This is a genomic window from Virgibacillus oceani (assembly GCF_041521345.1).
In the GTDB taxonomy this organism is placed as follows: domain Bacteria; phylum Bacillota; class Bacilli; order Bacillales; family Amphibacillaceae; genus Virgibacillus_N; species Virgibacillus_N oceani_A.
Genome location: NZ_JBGOHB010000001.1, coordinates 258,370 through 274,873, shown reverse-complemented (window position 1 = coordinate 274,873; position 16,504 = coordinate 258,370). Strand labels below are relative to the sequence as shown.

16 protein-coding genes are annotated in these 16,504 nt (G+C 40.9%); 13 read left to right on the top strand and 3 right to left on the bottom strand.

Going from position 1 to position 16,504, the window contains the following annotated elements; translation table 11 throughout:
* Positions 1–28: 28 nt before the first annotated feature.
* The 5 genes from ACDX78_RS01345 to ACDX78_RS01325 all read left to right on the top strand — a co-directional run bounded on the left by ACDX78_RS01345 (position 29) and on the right by ACDX78_RS01325 (position 5,122).
* Positions 29–1,003 carry an ABC transporter permease gene (locus ACDX78_RS01345; protein WP_486024688.1) on the top strand — a complete coding sequence of 325 codons (975 nt, stop codon included), beginning with the start codon at positions 29–31 and terminating at the stop codon, positions 1,001–1,003.
* Positions 1,004–1,015: 12 nt separating this feature from the next.
* A complete protein-coding gene (locus ACDX78_RS01340) occupies positions 1,016–1,810 on the top strand; it encodes an ABC transporter ATP-binding protein (protein ID WP_486024687.1) in 795 nt (264 codons plus the stop codon).
* A 279-nt stretch (positions 1,811–2,089) separates the two neighbouring features.
* A complete protein-coding gene (locus tag ACDX78_RS01335) occupies positions 2,090–2,227 on the top strand; it encodes a hypothetical protein (protein ID WP_486024686.1) in 138 nt (45 codons plus the stop codon).
* 262 nt (positions 2,228–2,489) lie between these two features.
* Positions 2,490–3,410, top strand: a complete 921-nt coding sequence (locus ACDX78_RS01330; protein ID WP_486024684.1) for a hypothetical protein — start codon at positions 2,490–2,492, stop codon at positions 3,408–3,410.
* A gap of 2 nt (positions 3,411–3,412) precedes the next feature.
* Positions 3,413–5,122: a GMC family oxidoreductase N-terminal domain-containing protein gene (locus ACDX78_RS01325; protein ID WP_486024682.1), complete on the top strand. Its 1,710-nt coding sequence runs from the start codon at positions 3,413–3,415 to the stop codon at positions 5,120–5,122.
* 453 nt (positions 5,123–5,575) lie between these two features.
* On the opposite strand, the gene ACDX78_RS01320 is transcribed toward ACDX78_RS01325, so the two are convergent.
* Positions 5,576–7,282 (bottom strand): GMC family oxidoreductase N-terminal domain-containing protein, encoded by a 1,707-nt coding sequence (locus ACDX78_RS01320; protein ID WP_486024681.1) that lies wholly within the window; start codon positions 7,280–7,282, stop codon positions 5,576–5,578.
* Positions 7,279–7,839 carry a hypothetical protein gene (locus ACDX78_RS01315; RefSeq protein ID WP_486024679.1) on the bottom strand — a complete coding sequence of 187 codons (561 nt, stop codon included), beginning with the start codon at positions 7,837–7,839 and terminating at the stop codon, positions 7,279–7,281. The genes ACDX78_RS01320 and ACDX78_RS01315 overlap by 4 nt, the downstream gene beginning before the upstream one ends.
* Before the next feature lie 253 nt (positions 7,840–8,092).
* Between ACDX78_RS01315 and ACDX78_RS01310 the strand changes: the two genes are divergently transcribed.
* The 8 genes from ACDX78_RS01310 (at position 8,093) to ACDX78_RS01275 (ending at position 15,628) form a co-directional block, all read left to right on the top strand.
* Positions 8,093–8,521, top strand: a complete 429-nt coding sequence (locus ACDX78_RS01310) for a VOC family protein (RefSeq protein ID WP_486024677.1) — start codon at positions 8,093–8,095, stop codon at positions 8,519–8,521.
* Between the two features lies 1 nt (position 8,522).
* A complete protein-coding gene (locus ACDX78_RS01305; RefSeq protein ID WP_486024676.1) occupies positions 8,523–9,305 on the top strand; it encodes a DNA alkylation repair protein in 783 nt (260 codons plus the stop codon).
* A gap of 12 nt (positions 9,306–9,317) precedes the next feature.
* Entirely contained in the window at positions 9,318–9,902 is a 585-nt protein-coding gene (locus ACDX78_RS01300; RefSeq protein ID WP_486024674.1) for a TetR/AcrR family transcriptional regulator, read from the top strand.
* Between the two features lie 297 nt (positions 9,903–10,199).
* Positions 10,200–11,324 carry an NAD(P)/FAD-dependent oxidoreductase gene (locus ACDX78_RS01295; protein ID WP_486024673.1) on the top strand — a complete coding sequence of 375 codons (1,125 nt, stop codon included), beginning with the start codon at positions 10,200–10,202 and terminating at the stop codon, positions 11,322–11,324.
* Positions 11,325–11,818: 494 nt separating this feature from the next.
* Positions 11,819–12,637 carry an NUDIX domain-containing protein gene (locus tag ACDX78_RS01290; RefSeq protein ID WP_486024672.1) on the top strand — a complete coding sequence of 273 codons (819 nt, stop codon included), beginning with the start codon at positions 11,819–11,821 and terminating at the stop codon, positions 12,635–12,637.
* Positions 12,638–12,711: 74 nt separating this feature from the next.
* The gene (locus ACDX78_RS01285) at positions 12,712–14,178 is read left to right on the top strand and encodes a nicotinate phosphoribosyltransferase (protein WP_486024670.1); all 1,467 of its coding nucleotides are present in this window, start codon (positions 12,712–12,714) and stop codon (positions 14,176–14,178) included.
* Between the two features lie 92 nt (positions 14,179–14,270).
* Positions 14,271–14,855 (top strand): nicotinate-nicotinamide nucleotide adenylyltransferase, encoded by a 585-nt coding sequence (locus ACDX78_RS01280; protein ID WP_486024873.1) that lies wholly within the window; start codon positions 14,271–14,273, stop codon positions 14,853–14,855.
* A gap of 125 nt (positions 14,856–14,980) precedes the next feature.
* On the top strand, positions 14,981–15,628 hold the full coding sequence (locus ACDX78_RS01275) for an HAD family hydrolase (RefSeq protein ID WP_486024669.1): 648 nt from the start codon (positions 14,981–14,983) through the stop codon (positions 15,626–15,628).
* A gap of 67 nt (positions 15,629–15,695) precedes the next feature.
* Here ACDX78_RS01275 and ACDX78_RS01270 read toward each other — a convergent pair whose 3' ends face one another.
* Positions 15,696–16,502 (bottom strand): polysaccharide deacetylase family protein, encoded by an 807-nt coding sequence (locus ACDX78_RS01270; protein ID WP_486024667.1) that lies wholly within the window; start codon positions 16,500–16,502, stop codon positions 15,696–15,698.
* Positions 16,503–16,504: the final 2 nt, after the last annotated feature.

Sequence of the window (16,504 nt, the reverse complement as noted above, 5' to 3'; positions counted from 1 at the left end):
TTATTAACTGGCCAGAAAGGGGGATCACATGCTTATTTCATTGTTTGGTGCATTTGAATCAGGTATTATTTATGCAATTATGGCATTAGGTGTATATTTAACTTTTCGTATTCTGGATTTTCCGGATTTAACGGTTGATGGCAGCTTTGTAACAGGTGCCGCTGTAGCAGCGATCTCCATTATAAACGGTGTATCACCTATTGTAGCAACTTTAATGGCGATAGTTGCCGGCTTTTTGGCTGGTTGTATTACAGGATTGCTGCATACAAAAGGGAAAATTAATCCCCTTTTATCAGGGATTCTCATGATGATTGCTTTATATTCGATCAATTTACGGATCATGGGTCAGCCTACATTGCCGCTATTAAGTGAATCTACTGTTTTTGATAATATGGATTCCATTTGGGCAATGACTGGGATTGATTCACTGCTGAACGGGATACTGGCATCACTGGGAATGGAAAACCTTCCCCGTACATGGGCTATTTTGGTTGTTATGATTGTAGTGACGCTCTGTATTAAGCTGCTGATTGATTATTATTTAAAGACAGAGGTTGGTCTTGCATTGAGAGCAACGGGAGACAATAAACGAATGATTCGCAGTCTTTCTGCTAACACCGATACATTAATTATTTTTGGCGTTGGCATTTCGAATGGGCTTGTAGCATTAGCTGGTGCCTTGATCGCCCAGCACGGCGGATTTGCCGATGTAGGGATGGGTATTGGGTTAATCATTATCGGTCTTGCTTCAGTCATCATTGGTGAGGCATTGTTTGGAACAAAAACAATTGTCCGAGCAACACTCGCGGTAATTGGTGGAGCCATTATCTACCGAATTGTTGTTACGATGGCGCTCCGTGTTGAGTTCCTTGAAACAGGGGACATGAGGTTAATTACAGCTATTCTTGTAATTGGAGCATTAGTAGCACCAAGGATTATTCATTCGCACAGGGAGAAAAAACGGCGAATGCGGAAACAGGCTGAACTTGCGAATATCAGTTGAAGGAGTTATAGCATGTTACATTTAAAAGATATTTCCATCACATTTAATGAAGGAACTCCCGATGAAAAAAAAGCATTGCAATCCATAAATTTGGAATTGGGAAAGGGAGATTTTGTTACCGTCATAGGAAGTAATGGGGCAGGGAAATCCACGTTAATGAATGTTATATCCGGGGACCTTACACCTGATGTTGGCGGGGTATTTATTAATAGGAAACAGGTCGTTCATCTACCGGAGTATAAGCGTTCTGCTTTCATTGGCCGCGTGTTTCAGGACCCCATGGCTGGAACAGCACCATCCATGACTATTGAAGAAAACTTTGCCATGGCCTATGCACGTAATAAAAAAAGAAAGTTGCTTCCCGGCGTTACGGCCAAACGAAGGGATTTATTCAGAGAATACCTGAAAAACTTGAATCTTGGCCTTGAAGATCGCTTAACGGCAAATGTAGGATTACTTTCCGGTGGTGAGCGACAGGCATTATCATTATTGATGGCTACATTTACAGAGCCAGATATCTTGCTGCTGGATGAACATACTGCAGCACTGGACCCTTCCAGGGCGGAATTAATTACAGCGCTTACGCATGACATTGTGGAGAAATTTGAATTAACCACGTTAATGGTGACGCACAACATGCAACAGGCGCTGGATTTGGGTAACCGACTGATCATGATGGATAAGGGTGAAATTATTCTTGATGTTGCAGGAGAGGAAAAGCAGGATTTAACCATCGAGAAATTATTACATGAATTTAAACGTGCGCGCGGCGAACAATTTGAAGATGACCGTGCGGTGCTGGGGTGACAGGTGTGGATAAAAATTAGAGGCATGCAGATGTGAAATTATAATGGCTTGTAGGGTTTGGATGATATATCCGTGCTCACCTGGCCAAAATATCTTTAAAATAGTAAATTAACTGATAAGACAGGGGGTGTTTATCCGGCAAGGATCCCCTGTCTTTTTGATTTCCCATTTTAGCAGCAAAATAAAAACTTTTCACCAGTAATCAGAAGGTATTCCACAAGTAGGCATATTGCATTTGTATATATTGGGTTAAAAATGATAACGAGAAGTGGTGATTAAATGGATGAGTCAAGAAACAGGAATAAGTTTACTGGTGAGAGTGAAAATAAGCAATTCGAACAATATCGTGTGAAAAATGCGGGAAAGAAAATAACAACCAATCAGAGATTAAAATATCGGATGATAAAGATTCTGTAAAAGCAGGAATTCGTGGTCCTACAATTATGAATGACTTCCATTTCAGGGGAAAATGATACTCCCAGGGATGTTCGAAGTTTTGAAGCTAGCTTACTTGGTACAAACATATACGATCTGGAACCATAAGGGCAGAGTGGGATGGAATGCTTGTAAGCTAACATAGGGGGCGTTTTTTCTACATATAGTTTATAAGGTGTAAAAACTGTTCTTTTCACTACTTAATTGAAAGGGATAGGATTAATTTAACGAGGGAGGGAAGAACGTGAACCAAATGAATTATCTGGATTACTTACAGTATTTGGTTGATTGGGCTCAATATACCCACCACCAATTTGAATTGAGGTTGATGTTGCCTGAAAATGGTGCAGGACAGCAGGAACAATGGTATCAGCGGTTTAATGATCTCTTGCAAGATATGGAAGCGTCCATTAAACAACCCTATTTGTTGAAGCATGATGATATTTTAACTTTCCACCGGAAAGCGAATGAATTGTATCATGACACACTTTTTATGTATCAAAACCAACAGACTCCGGGACATAATGTAAAAGAAAATCGACATGATCTACCTTCCAATTTAGGATGGTCACCAACGGATCAACCTCAATCTCCCCAAAAAAAGGCCACCTTTATGGCACTTGTCGATGTAATGATTCCGTCGACCTGGGGAGCCTTAGGGGCAGTGGAATTACAAATGGATGAATATTTAATGATGATATTGGATCATCAAATTGCTTTTCAAGAAAACTTTAATGTAAAAACACTTCATTTATCAACCCCCACAGCTGTAATGCTTGATAAAGCTGCTACACAACTCATGTTTATGAAAGGTACCCCAACGCCATCTGAAGGAGGGGGATTTGCAAACCTTTCCCATAATGAAAGAACAGAAGCTGTACTTTTATTGGAGAATCTGCAAATCGATTTAGGAATACTGCCTCCTCCATTTCAAAACGATGGCGAGTTGGTAAAATACGTCATCACCTATGTTTTTCAAATGGTAAAATTCGGATTTTATTCGGAATGGCATGCTTATGGTTCTATCAAATTCGCTGCTCCGGAGGAAAGGGTGCTGGAAAGATTTCCATACACATGGGAATTAGTAGGTTATCCCGGTGTTTCGCTCGGCTATCGTGCGTTTCGGGGATTTCTGGTTGAAGAGTTCACGGAAGAGGTGAAATAAAAATGAAAGTTGATGCAGATGTAATAATCATTGGCGCTGGTGCTGGAGGTGCAGTTGCTGCCAAGGAATTGGGAGAATTAGGCATCAAGGTGCTTGTTCTTGAGGCTGGTCCCTGGTACGGAAATAAGCAGTGGGAAGAACCAAATCAGTGTCGCGGTCCTGTCAGCAGCTCGAGTCAGGATGACTTGGATATTAATCTGTTAAGGAAGCATTTTACAAGAGAAGAACATAATATGAATGATGTTGTTTCCGGACGCTTCCGCTGGGGTCCCGCAGACCGGCGCAGACCGGGCTGGCATCGGAGTCTCCAGGAGAATGGGTTGGTTTGGCAAAACACCGGTGTAGGAGGGACAACACAGCATTACTGGGCAAACTCCCCACGGGCTTTTATACAAGCGGTGGATGGTGTCTGGCCAATTTCCTATAGAGAACTGCTTCCTTACTATGAAAAGGCCGAGGAAACCTTGCCTGTTCGGCCTGCTCCTTCCACACCAAAAGAGGAATTATTTTATTACGGAGCGGAAAAGGCGGGCTGGTCTTTCATTGATACTGCAAACGTTATTTCTCCGGGTTATCGACCGCAGCCCAATGCCATATTACAACCAAACGAAAAGTTAATGAATCCAGAATATTCATTAGAAGAAGTAAGCCATATGGAAGGGTGTGTATTAGCTGGTCACTGCGGCAATGGCTGTCCATATGGCCCATCCGTGGATAAAGTGGCTAAACGTTCCACGCTTGTCAGTTATGTCCCCATGGCCTTGAGAACAGGAAATGTAGAAATCCGTCCTAATACATACACAACAAAAATTTTAACTGAGAAACCTTCCACAGATGGAGAAGAAGCATTTGGCGTACAGTTTAGAGATACGTGGACAGGAGAAACCGGGGAATTATATGCTAAAGTGATTGTTATGGCAGCAGGTTGTATCGAAAGTCCACGTCTTTGGCTTAATTCGGAACTTCCCAACAACGACTGGGTCGGACGCGGGTTAACCAATCATTATTGGGATTGGATAACCGGGGTGTTTGATGAAAAAGATCTGATGAAAATATTGGGTCAAAACAATGTCAATCCATTTGTCGGTCCGATATCTGCTGCTCGGCTGGATTATCCGGGACTAGGCGTTATCCAGCCTTCCGGGGTCAGTCCAGGGCTGTTTTCTTCTTTAACTTTTGGATTCAGTCAAAGCGGGGAAGCATCTCATAACCCGGTGCCTCCTGGAGTTCCTTGGGATCTAGAGGGAAGAGTGACGGGAAATGATTTGCAGGAGTGGATGCAGTATTACCGAAACACGTTAAGTATTTTGATTTTTGCTGACGATCAGCCGCATAAACGGAACGGTGTCACATTGGATCCTCATATCAAAGATGAACATGGACCAGTCCCTGCAGTCCACTATACACCTAGCAAAGAAGATGAGCGCAAGCGAATGGAGTTAGCTAAAATCTCCGCTGATATTTTACGTAAAGCCGGAGCGAAAAAGATTATCCGTACAAATTGGCCATCTAGCTTATTTGCCCATATTGAATCTACCATGCGGATGGGTTATGTAGCAGATACTAATTGTGAGGCGTACCAGGTTAAGAGATTGTTTATCGCTGATAATAGTGTCCACTATAATGGCATTGGAGGGCCAAACCCTACTTTGACTACGCAAGCATTGGCTACACGAACTGCGGAAAAAATAGCGATGAAGTATTTTAGTTGAAGAGGTTGATTGGGCAGTTTTATGCAGGTTGCTGATAAAATGGCAGGGGAATTTGAAAAAAATACCCCTGCCATTTCCTTATATAGGAGACAATGTTAACTTACAATTGAATTCCCCTTATCATTCGATCGTTTAAACCGTCTCTAAGTGACCGAACAAGCGAAAATCATTCCCGTTCGGTCGTATAACCCGCCTCTAAGTGACCGAACAATTGCAAATCTCTTCCGTTCGGTCGTATAGCCCGCCTCTAAGTGACCGAACAATTGAAAATCTCTTCCGTTCGGTCGTATAGCCCGTCTCTAAGTGACTGAACAATTGAAAATCTCTTCCGTTCGGTCATATAGCCCGTCTCTATGTGATTAAAAATAACATGTGAAATTAATTGTGTTCTTACATGTTATTTTTATGTCAATTAATTGTTTCCGTATATTCTTGTTAAACGCCTTATTTACATTAAAAATATTTCTCCGCTAACAATTCTGCCGTCCGTGTTGCAAGAGCTTGGGTCGTAATAGTCGGATTAGGCCCCCCGAGTGAATTATAATCAACACTGCTATCTGCGATAAACAATCGGTCAACCTGGTATGCTTCACAGGATGTATCAACCACAAAGCCCATCCGCATCGTACTTTGTAAATGGATATAATAGTTTGGCGGATTGTCACTGTTGTGCACTTGTTTTGCACCTGCCTGCCGTAATATAGATGTTGCTATTTTTGTTAATTGTTCTCTTCTTTTTATCGACTTTTCAGTAGGTTCATAGTGTACCATTGCTACCTGCCCATGCTCATCCTTAATATGAGGATCCAATTCTACCCGATTTCGATAACTCACTTCATCATCAGTAACAATGAGAAGTGTAAGAGTCCGCCCGTAGTCTTTCATGGCCTCTCCTAATTCATCACCTGCAAGTCTTCCACGTTGCTCCCACATATCTGAACCACTGTGGTGAAGACTGTTGTAACCGTATTGACTGAACCCGAATAAGGATTGTGCCGAAAGACCAGGGCTCTCCCCTAAAGTTTCAATCATACCTAAACCGGGATAATCAAGTCTGGCAGCTGATGTATGCCCGGCAAATGGATTCGTTGTTGGACTTCCAACAATTTTCATTAATGTTTGCTCATCAAACGTGCCTGTCACCGTATTCAAATAATGATTGGTTAAACCTCGCCCTACCCAAGGGTTGTCAGGCAATTCAGAGTTTAACCAAAGGCGCGGGGATTCTACACAACCGGCTGCCATGACAACTACCTTGGCACGCAGCTCCTCCATTTCACCTGTCCATGTATCCCTGATCTGAACCCCTGAAGCTTGGAGACTGCCATTAGCGTCATATTCCGTCAAAACTTTCGTAACAAATGTATTCGGTCTGAACGATACATTTCCAGTTTTCATTGCCAGTGGAACATAGCTGACATTGGTAGAACGCTTTGCCATTTTTTCATAGGATGGTCCATAAGGACAACCTTGCCCACAATGTCCGCTTAATGTACATCCTTCCATATGACTTATTTCTTCCATCGAATAGTCAGGGTTCATTAAATTTTCATTCGGGGGTAATATGGCATTCGGCTGCGGACGGTACCCGACACTGGTTACATTCAACGTTCGATTCTGGGGAAACCCTGCTTTTTCCGCTCCGTAATAAAAAAGTGCTTCTTTCGTTGTTGTTGGTGCAAATTCAACCGGCAATGTAGCTTCCACTTTCTCATAATATGGAATAAGCTCATTGTAGCTAATTGGCCATTCGTTATCAATTGCTTCAGGGAAGGCACGGGGAGAATTGGAATAGTAATGAATGGTGGTTCCTCCAATACCTGAACTCTGCCATAATACAGCACGGTCCGGGATGTTTCTGAACCAGGGGCTTTTTCTGCGATCTGCCGGTCCCCAGCGGAGTTTTCCGGTTACAAAGTCATTCATATCATTTTCAAGCCTTGTGAGATGCCTTCGATAGAGAGAACCATCCAAATCCCTTGGGTCGGAACTTTCTTTTACTTTGCCGCGATTTTCATTTGGTTCTGGCCAATTTTTATTTCCATACCATGGGCCAGCTTCAAGTACTAATACACGGATTCCCATTTCCCCAAGTTCTTTGGCTATAACAGGACCGCCACCGCCAGCTCCAATAACAATTACATCTGGATCTGTTTTCATATTCTCACCTCTGCCATTGTAAATAAAAATCCGCGAAAATCCCGATACCCCAAAGCCACCCCCGGATATCCCACCTGCTGCCACCCCGGTGGAAAAAACTCGAGTCGGCGATCATTTGGCGGATATGCTCTTGTAGAACCATAAGCCGGCCACTCTGAATAATAGCCAAACAAGGAAAATCGATTTAATGCATCAGTTACATGTTTGACCATCCCGCCATTATTTTGAAAAGGGGATGGCAATAAATACAAATCAATATCCAAATTTTCTAAAGCCGATAACGTTCTAAGCCGGTTTGTGCGGGACAGTTGGGAAAACATGCCTCCATCAGGAAACGGGCTTTGGGGTAAGGGTTGCGCCTGATGGGTGATTACAAGTTGCGTTGCTGCAATATCTAACATAATAGCTGTGGGATAAGCCAGTTGGACGGGGAGATGATAGATTTGCTGCTGAATGGAAATGTACTGGTTTAAACCATCAATTACATATTCATGTGCCTGCAAATCACTTATGCCATAAGAGGTTCCATATCCTAATTGGTTTGCAGGTGGCAGCAAGGAATCCGTAAGAGCCTGAAAATTTGCGGTTACGTATTCGTGATACTGGTCATGGAATCTGATAAAGATTCACCTCTTTCCAATTTAACAAACTATTATTATCGTATTATTTCATTCGTATTTTTATGCTAAACAATACAAAGGATAAAATCCTGATCAATTAATTTAAAAGGTATCTAAAAAAAAATCATTTACATACATACTGAATGTATGTTAAATTTGAATTAATAATTTAAGGAGTGGAGTGAATTAAATGAAAATCAATAGTTTTTATCCGGTATTAATGACAGATAAAGTAGCGGAAACAAGTTTGTTTTACCAAAAGTACTTCCATTTTTCAGCTGTTTTTGAGGCAGATTGGTATGTAAGCTTGAAAAAAGTAAATACGGACTATGAACTGGCTATTTTGGCCAGGCAGCATGAAACGGTACCAACATCATATAACAACGCTATACAAGGACTTATTCTTAATTTCGAAGTGGAAGACGTTGACCATTATTATCAACTTATAATTAGGGAAAACAAACTACCCCTACATTTGGATATCAGAAATGAAGCATTCGGCCAGCGTCATTTCATTACGAGTGATCCAAATGGCGTTTTGCTCGATGTGATTAGTGTTATCCCACCTGATGATTCATTCCGGGAAAATTATCATGAACAGGTTTGGAAGGACAAATAATATGAGTGATTATGTTCCTTTGAAGCTTTATTTTAATGATGAATTAGCCACTCGACTATCGAATTTAATACAGCATTACTATAAAGATTTCCCATCTGAATTATTTATATCACGAGTTAAAAAAGGGGTGGATGGGAAGGAACTCAAAGCAAGAGTGGAAGTTATTGCAGATGAGCTATATAAACATCTTCCTACTGATTATCCAAAAGCTGTAAATATTTTATTAAAGATTCTTGGTCCCGAAAATAATGGGGTAGAAGGTATGTTTACGCAAGGATATTTTTTGATGCCAATTGCAAATTATGTTGAAAAATACGGGCATGATCATTTTGATTTATCCATGGAAGCCTTATATGAAATAACGAAGCGGCACACTTCGGAATATGCAATTAGGCCTTATCTTAATTTGGATACAGATCGCTGTCTAAAATATTTTGAGAAATGGCAGGCAGATGCTAATCCCCATGTGAGAAGACTGGTTAGTGAAGGGACACGGCCAAGACTGCCGTGGGCGAAAAAAATAGAGCCGATAAAAAATGATCCTGTTAACAACTTATGCCTGCTTAAACCGATGATGAATGATCCTTCACGTTATGTGCAAAAATCTGTAGCAAACCATATCAATGATTTAACCAAGGATTTTCCTTCTGTTGTTATCGCTTGGCTCGAAGTATGCTTGGAAAACCCTCATAATGTAAATGAAAAAGTAATAATACATGGTTTGCGGACGTTATTAAAAAAGGAGAATGCAGAAGCAAATCGCTTAGTAATGTCGCTGAAATAAGGGTGTGAAAATATGAGGAAAACGAAAGAGGAGACTATCCAAACGGTAAACTTGCTGTTAAATACAGCAAAACACTATTTCACTGAATATGGGTATGCTAATGCTTCTTTAGAAGATATAGTGCAGGAGGCAAAGTTAACAAGAGGCGCAGTGTACCATCATTTTAAAAATAAAAAAGGATTATTCTTAGCTGTATTTGAAGATATTCAGAAAGAAGTAGGGGGGCAGGTTGAAAGAAAAGCGATGCAAAGTAATGATTTGTGGGATCAATTCTTAAGCGGCTGCAAGGCATTTTTGGATACCGCATCCCGTCCTGATCATAAAAGAATTTTATTGATAGACGGTCCTTCTGTTTTGGGGTGGGATACGTTTCGCATGATGGATCAAAAATACGCCATGAATTCACTGAGAGAACTGTTTACAGCGATGCAGGAGCAAAAGCTGATTAATGTCAGCTCCATCGATGCATTAACACATACGCTATCCGGAGCCATGAATGAAGCTGTACTTTGGGTTGCGGAAAACAAGGACAGAGAAAAATCGATAGATGAGGTGATGAAGGTATTGATAGCTTTAATGCGCGGGGTGAGAAGATAAAGGGACCATTTTTGCTATAATAATCATGACTTTTATGGTTTATTTGATGGGGGCTATTTCGAGTTAATTTTTTGTATATACCATTGTATTATTTTCTATACTATTTATTTTGCTGTTTGCAGGGTTGAGGATAATTTTGTCACTAGAAGGGCTGTAAGTAAAAAGAAATTTAGATTTCGTTAAATCAAAAGGGAAGAGGAATACAAATTTCTTCAACTTTACTGTATTTCAATTTGCAAAGAGATTAGCGAGTCTTTTGCAGCGTATATTAAAACATAGAGAAAAGGATGTGGCTTCATGAAAGTAATAATTATAGGGAGCGGGATTGCAGGGACCAGTGCTGCTTATCATCTAGTAAAAAATAATATCGAAGTAGTGATGGTGGATAACCACCATGAGGGGAATGCGACAGCTGCCGGAGCGGGAATCGTCTGCCCGTGGATGTCGAAAACAAATAATCAAAACTGGTACCAGATGGTAAGAAGGGGAGCTAAATATTATCCGGAATTGATCGCCCAGTTAAAAGAAGACGGGGAAACAAATACAGGGTATAAAAAAGTCGGTGCTTTAGCAGTCAGTTTATATCCGGAAGAGATGGACAGGCTGATGCTTAATTTAGAAAATAAGTATGAAGATGCTCCAGAGATGGGGATGTTTGAAAGGATGAGCGGAAGAGAGGCAAAGGAATTATTTCCCCCTTTGAATGAAGAATTCGAAGCAGTATATGTTTCTGGTGGTGCCCGGGTGGATGGCCGTTTGCTTAGAGATGCATTAAAGCGGGCTGCGGAAAAAAATGGTGCGGAAATGATGTATGGAGAAGCTGAACTGATTAGTGATGAAGGTAATGTAAAAGGGGTCAGGGTTAACGGCGGCAATGATATTTATGCTGATTCCGTTATTGCTACTGGTGGTGCCTGGGCACCTGAATTACTGAAACCATTGGGTCTTCAATTAAAAGTAATGCCGCAGCGTGGGCAGATTGTCCATCTTAAATTACCAGAAACGGACACTTCAGACTGGCCGTTGTTAGTACCGCAAAAGGGACATTATATGCTTGCTTTTGACGATTCGAGAGTAGTAGCAGGTGCAACCAGGGAAAAGGGATCAGGTTTTGATCATCGTGTCACTGCCGGCGGAATGGCCGAGGTGATGGCGGAAACATTGACGGTTGCTCCTGGTCTTGACAATGGGACTGTAGAGGAAATCAGAGTTGGATTCAGACCGATGGGACCGGATATGGCACCGCTGCTTGGGTATGTACAGCCTTTTAACAATTTAATACTTGCAAATGGACTTGGTGCCTCAGGGTTAACAATGGGACCTTATGTTGGTTCGCTGGCAGCCTCTCTTGCAGTAAATAAAGAAGTCGATATCGATCTATCATTATATGATCCAATGCGAGCCATTAGCAAGCTGGCGTAATATTAAAAAAAGCTGAACTTCCCGTTATGAGGAGGTTCAGCTTACATATGTAACAAGCTGTTACAGGCATGTCATAGTTCAAGGCAAACAACAAGTTCTATGAATAAGAAATTAAATTCTTATTGAGGGGAGATTTTTATCCGAACTCGTCTGGTTTACACCGCAAAGAATCAGCAAATGATCATAATATATTAATCTGTAGAGCATGGAAACTTGGTGATCCGACTCAATGAGAGAAATTTACTCAATTATTGTATGCTAGAAAAAGTGTAAGAAAGATAGAGTTGGTAAGTATATTTACTTGGAGAATAATAGGAAGTAAAGCCTGGGCTTAGCATGATGGAAGTGCATAGTATAGGCTTTACTTTTTGGGTGGACATTATTGGGCAAAATACGACAAGAAAATGTTCCTGTATTGCGATTCCCTGATCTGTTGTTTATAATAATGAGTAATTAATGAATTACAAATTAGTTTGGTTTTATGAGGTGGTTGTGTGGCAAATTATAATAGAGAAGCGGATGCGTTCCGGAACGATGTTAGGAGTAAATATATCACTCCTGATGGTTATAAGAGTGATATTGCCGTATTTACGATTATCTCGAAAAAAAGCCGCCGTGGTGTGGAAAAAAAGATGAAGGAACCGGATCGTAAAGTGCTGAAAATTATGCTTATAAAAAGGGCTGAAATAGATGAAGAAGGAAAGCCAAATATCGAAGGAGACAAATGGGCACTTCCCGGCCGCTTTATTGACGGTCATAAAAAGGAAACAGCAAGGGAAGCTGCAGCAAGGGAACTGGAGAAAGAAACGGGTGTAAAGGAATTGTATTTAAAGCACTTCGGCGTGTATGATAAATTTAGAGAGGATGCGCGCGGCTGGATTATTTCAAACGCATATTATGCGATCGTTTCGGAACAGAAGTTAATGAAACGAAGAGCAGCTTATGACGCTTCTGAAGTAAAACTATTTACGTTGGATGAAGCACTGCAACTTGAATTAGCTTTTGACCATCGGAAAGCCATTTCGGATGCTGCAGAATTAATCAAGAAAGATATGGTGGAAACTACGATTGCAAGAAACTTTCTTCCGGAAGAATTTACGCTCTCGGAATTGCAGCGTGTATTGCAAACGGTAACAAACACACCGAAAATAAGGAATAACTCCGTTTTTTTTGCCAAAGTACCAAAACTTGATTTTATTGATAAAGTGTATGATCGGAAAGGCAATCTTAAGAAAACAAAAAGAAATTCGTATCGACCGTCCCAATTATATAAATTCAATGATAAACATGTAGTTGCTTCCATTTGGGAATAAGGTACAATAACAGTAATTTAATAAAGCAATTAAAAATTAAAATATACCTACACATAAATCAGGAGGTTTTCATCATGTATTATGAAGATGACAGTTTAGCATTGCACACGGATTTATACCAAATAAATATGGCTAAAACCTATTGGGATGATGATGTGCATAATCGCCGGGCGGTTTTTGATTTATATTTCCGCAAAAAGCCCTTCGGCAATGGATACGCTGTTTTTGCAGGACTGGAAAAAGCAATTGAATATATCAAAAACCTCCGTTTCAGCGAGTCTGATTTAGCCTATTTGCAGGAAGATCTCGGTTACGAAGAGGTATTCATCGACTATCTCCGGTCAATCAAGTTTACTGGAAATATTCGGGCCTTAAGAGAAGGGGAAATAGTTTTTGAGAACGTTCCGATACTTCGTGTAGAAGCTAATTTAGCTGAGGCGCAATTATTGGAAACAGCTCTCCTTAATATAGTCAACTATCAAACATTGATTGCTACGAAGGCTTCAAGAATTAGACAAGTCGTTCAGGATCAAACGCTAATGGAATTTGGAACGAGACGTGCACAGGAAATGGATGCTGCCATTTGGGGTACACGGGCAGCCTATATTGGCGGGTTTGATGCTACGAGTAACGTGAGGGCAGCCAAATTATTCGGAATACCTCCTTCAGGTACACATGCCCACTCCATGATTCAGGCTTACAGAAGGGAACTTGAAGCTTTTAGAAAGTATGCGAATAGCCATAAAAATTGTGTATTTCTTGTAGACACATATGACACGTTAAAATCAGGTGTACCAAATGCGATTAAGGTGGCCAGAGAATTTGGCGATAAAATCAATTTCCAGGGGGTGCGGCTTGATAGCGGGGATTTGGCATTTTTATCAAAGGAAACGAGAAGAATGCTGGATGAAGCAGGATTTCCTGAAGCGAGGATCTATGCTTCAAGCGACTTGGATGAATCCACCATTATTAGTTTGCGAGCACAAGGAGCACAGATTGATGTGTGGGGTGTAGGCACAAAATTAATTACTGCCTATGATCAGCCAGCCCTTGGTGCTGTATATAAACTGGCGATGATAGAAAACGATCGCGGTGAGATGGTGGATACGTTGAAAATATCAAGTAACCCGGAAAAAGTAACGACACCGGGAATGAAAAAGGTTTACCGTATTGTCAATCAGGTGAACGGCCGGTCAGAAGGAGACTATATAACGCTGGAGGATGAACAGCCTCAGGAAGAAGATAGGTTAAAAATGTTTCATCCGATCCATACGTATATCAGTAAATTTGTAACAAATTTTGACGCAGTAAACCTGCATCACGAAATATTCCAAGAAGGTAAGCTTGTCTACGAAAATCCGGAGCTGCCGGAAATGAAGGCTTATGCAAAAGAACAATTAAAATTGCTGTGGGAAGAATATAAGCGTACTGTAAATCCGGAAGCGTATCCGGTAGATTTGAGCGAAAAGACTTGGAATAATAAAATGGAAAACATCCACCGCATTCGGAGCAAGGTGAAGGAAATGGTCGGGCATGAGTAAGTCAGTGATCGACTATTTTCAGGAATTGAATTCGGAAAAAGATGCTCACTAAAGGGGTTAAAGTGGAAGTATAGGGCTCTTCCTTTGACCCAATAACAAATGAACATTTATGGACAGCATCCACTGTAGCTCATCGAAAAGGATTAGATTATGTTATTTTTCTTCCCTCTTCTGACAAAAAAAGGGATAAAAACCTGGCAATCAATGAAGAGCATAGATCGGCAATGGTACCATTAGCGATAAATTATAATTGGAAAATTTTGGTGGATACGTATGTAAATTCCACGTCACCGGGAAAGAATTACTCCTATGATACGATGGTGCATTTTAAGGCATTTTTGCCGCAAGCAGAACTTTTCTTTATCATGGTAGCAGACTTATCCGTTGATATTGATTATGGTAAGTGGATGATGGATGAACAGTTGATCAGTTGCAATCAGTTTATTGTAATGGCACAGGATAATGTAAATATGCTGGGCATCATTGCAAAATCTCCATTACTCCGGAATTATGATGATGGAAGATTTCAGTTGTTGGATAAAGGATTGACAATGGAAATCAGCTCCACATATATAAGAGAGGAATTTTCCCGCGGCGGAGAGCCGAGATATTTTCTGCCGGCAAGCTGTTATCATTATATTAAAGCGTATCAATTGTACCAGGAGGAGGTCAGATGAAAAATATATTTATTCAGATATTGTAAAGCAGAAGGGCATTCTGCAATTGGGAGAAGAAGCGCACCATTTTAAACGTTTGTGTTGTTAGATTGTAAGATTAATATCTTATTATTGGAGGAGTTTCTATGAAAGCAATCATTTTTGATTTTGATGGAACCGTTGCTGACACGCTTCCAACAATTTATTATTCCTTTCAAACGATTTTTAAGCAATTTGATGATGTGGATGTTACAGACGAGGATGTAAAGTCGATGTTTGGCCCGTCAGAAGTGGGAATTATTAACGATAGACTACATTATAAAAATAAAGAAAAGGCAATGGAAACCTTTTATAGCGTTTATGCGGACAGCCATGCTGAACTCGTTAAGGAAAATCAGGAAATCCAAGAGCTACTTGAATTTTTGCAGGAAAATCGCTTCAAATTAGGCGTTGTTACAGGAAAGGGAAGAAAAAGTCTTGATATCTCATTGGAAATGCTTCATCTCGCTTCATACTTTGATATTACGATTGCCGGCGATGAAGTGGATAAGGCGAAACCTCATCCTGAAGGAATACATAAGGCGATGGGTTCACTTCATGTTAAGCCGGAAGAATCCATGTACATCGGGGATAGTGACGCTGATATAAAAGCGGGAAACCAAGCTGGAGTCACTACAATTGGTGTCGAATGGCTTCCTGACTATCAAGCGCCGGAATTTACAGTGAAGCCGGATAGGCTTTTTAAAGATATAGCAGAGTTTAGGGAGTTTGTTCAAGCATATCTTGCCCAATGAGGTACCCGAAAAAGCCTCTTGAGTTATTCATTAGATGATTTGGCCCTCGAGACGCCATCTCGAGGGCCTATTTTTGATACGGGATATCCAGCATGTCCGGGACGGTTTCAAATTCCAAACCTTGATCCCTTAAGTTGGGAATGATCTGCCTTAAGGCTTCAATAGTGTTTGTTCTGTCGCCCGTTACATCGGCCCCATCATGCATTAAAACTATCGCACCAGGATGAATGTTGCTTATTACATTATAGGCAATAGCTTCAGGGGGATCTTCCCGCCAGTCAAGAGAATCCACCGACCATCCTACAACGGTGTAATCCATTGAACCTAATTGTTCCAGCAATTCATCGTATAAAAAGCCGTATGGAGCACGGAAAAGTTTGGTTCGATACCCTACTATTGAATTGATTATATCCTCTGTTTTCTGCACCTCAGTTTCCAGAATATCCATGTCACTGGCCTCTACCAGGTTTGGATGTCCATAAGTATGATTACCAACAATATGACCTTCGTTAACGATGCGCTGTAAGAGCTCTGGATAAGCTTCAGCTCTGGCTCCCGTAACGAAAAAAGTTGCCTGTATATCATATTCAGCTAACAGATCTAGAATTTGTGGGGTGAACCGCGGATCCGGACCATCATCAAACGTTAGTGCAACAGTATTTTCCGTGGGTGCTGCACTTAATACAAGAATATCAGGGAACCGCTGCTGCAAAATAATATTTGACACAGGATGACGTACCCGTTCCTCATATTCCTCCCCATCTTCTAAATCAGGAATATCCTCTTGCTGGGCTTGGCTAAGATTTAATCCAATGAACAGCGTTCCCAACAGAATGATTAGACCTGTTATCATTTTAAGTACGGATTTGTTCACTT

Excerpts from the sequence above, each read along its gene's own strand:
- ACDX78_RS01305 (WP_486024676.1), top strand. The coding sequence starts at position 8,523 with ATGAGTGATTATGTTCCTTTGAAGCTTTATTTTAATGATGAATTAGCC.
- ACDX78_RS01335 (WP_486024686.1), top strand. The coding sequence starts at position 2,090 with ATGGATGAGTCAAGAAACAGGAATAAGTTTACTGGTGAGAGTGAAAAT.
- ACDX78_RS01295 (WP_486024673.1), top strand. The coding sequence starts at position 10,200 with ATGAAAGTAATAATTATAGGGAGCGGGATTGCAGGGACCAGTGCTGCT.
- ACDX78_RS01310 (WP_486024677.1), top strand. The coding sequence starts at position 8,093 with ATGAAAATCAATAGTTTTTATCCGGTATTAATGACAGATAAAGTAGCG.
- ACDX78_RS01325 (WP_486024682.1), top strand. The coding sequence starts at position 3,413 with ATGAAAGTTGATGCAGATGTAATAATCATTGGCGCTGGTGCTGGAGGT.
- ACDX78_RS01285 (WP_486024670.1), top strand. The coding sequence starts at position 12,712 with ATGTATTATGAAGATGACAGTTTAGCATTGCACACGGATTTATACCAA.
- ACDX78_RS01320 (WP_486024681.1), bottom strand. The coding sequence starts at position 7,282 with ATGAAAACAGATCCAGATGTAATTGTTATTGGAGCTGGCGGTGGCGGT.
- ACDX78_RS01340 (WP_486024687.1), top strand. The coding sequence starts at position 1,016 with ATGTTACATTTAAAAGATATTTCCATCACATTTAATGAAGGAACTCCC.
- ACDX78_RS01275 (WP_486024669.1), top strand. The coding sequence starts at position 14,981 with ATGAAAGCAATCATTTTTGATTTTGATGGAACCGTTGCTGACACGCTT.
- ACDX78_RS01345 (WP_486024688.1), top strand. The coding sequence starts at position 29 with ATGCTTATTTCATTGTTTGGTGCATTTGAATCAGGTATTATTTATGCA.
- ACDX78_RS01300 (WP_486024674.1), top strand. The coding sequence starts at position 9,318 with ATGAGGAAAACGAAAGAGGAGACTATCCAAACGGTAAACTTGCTGTTA.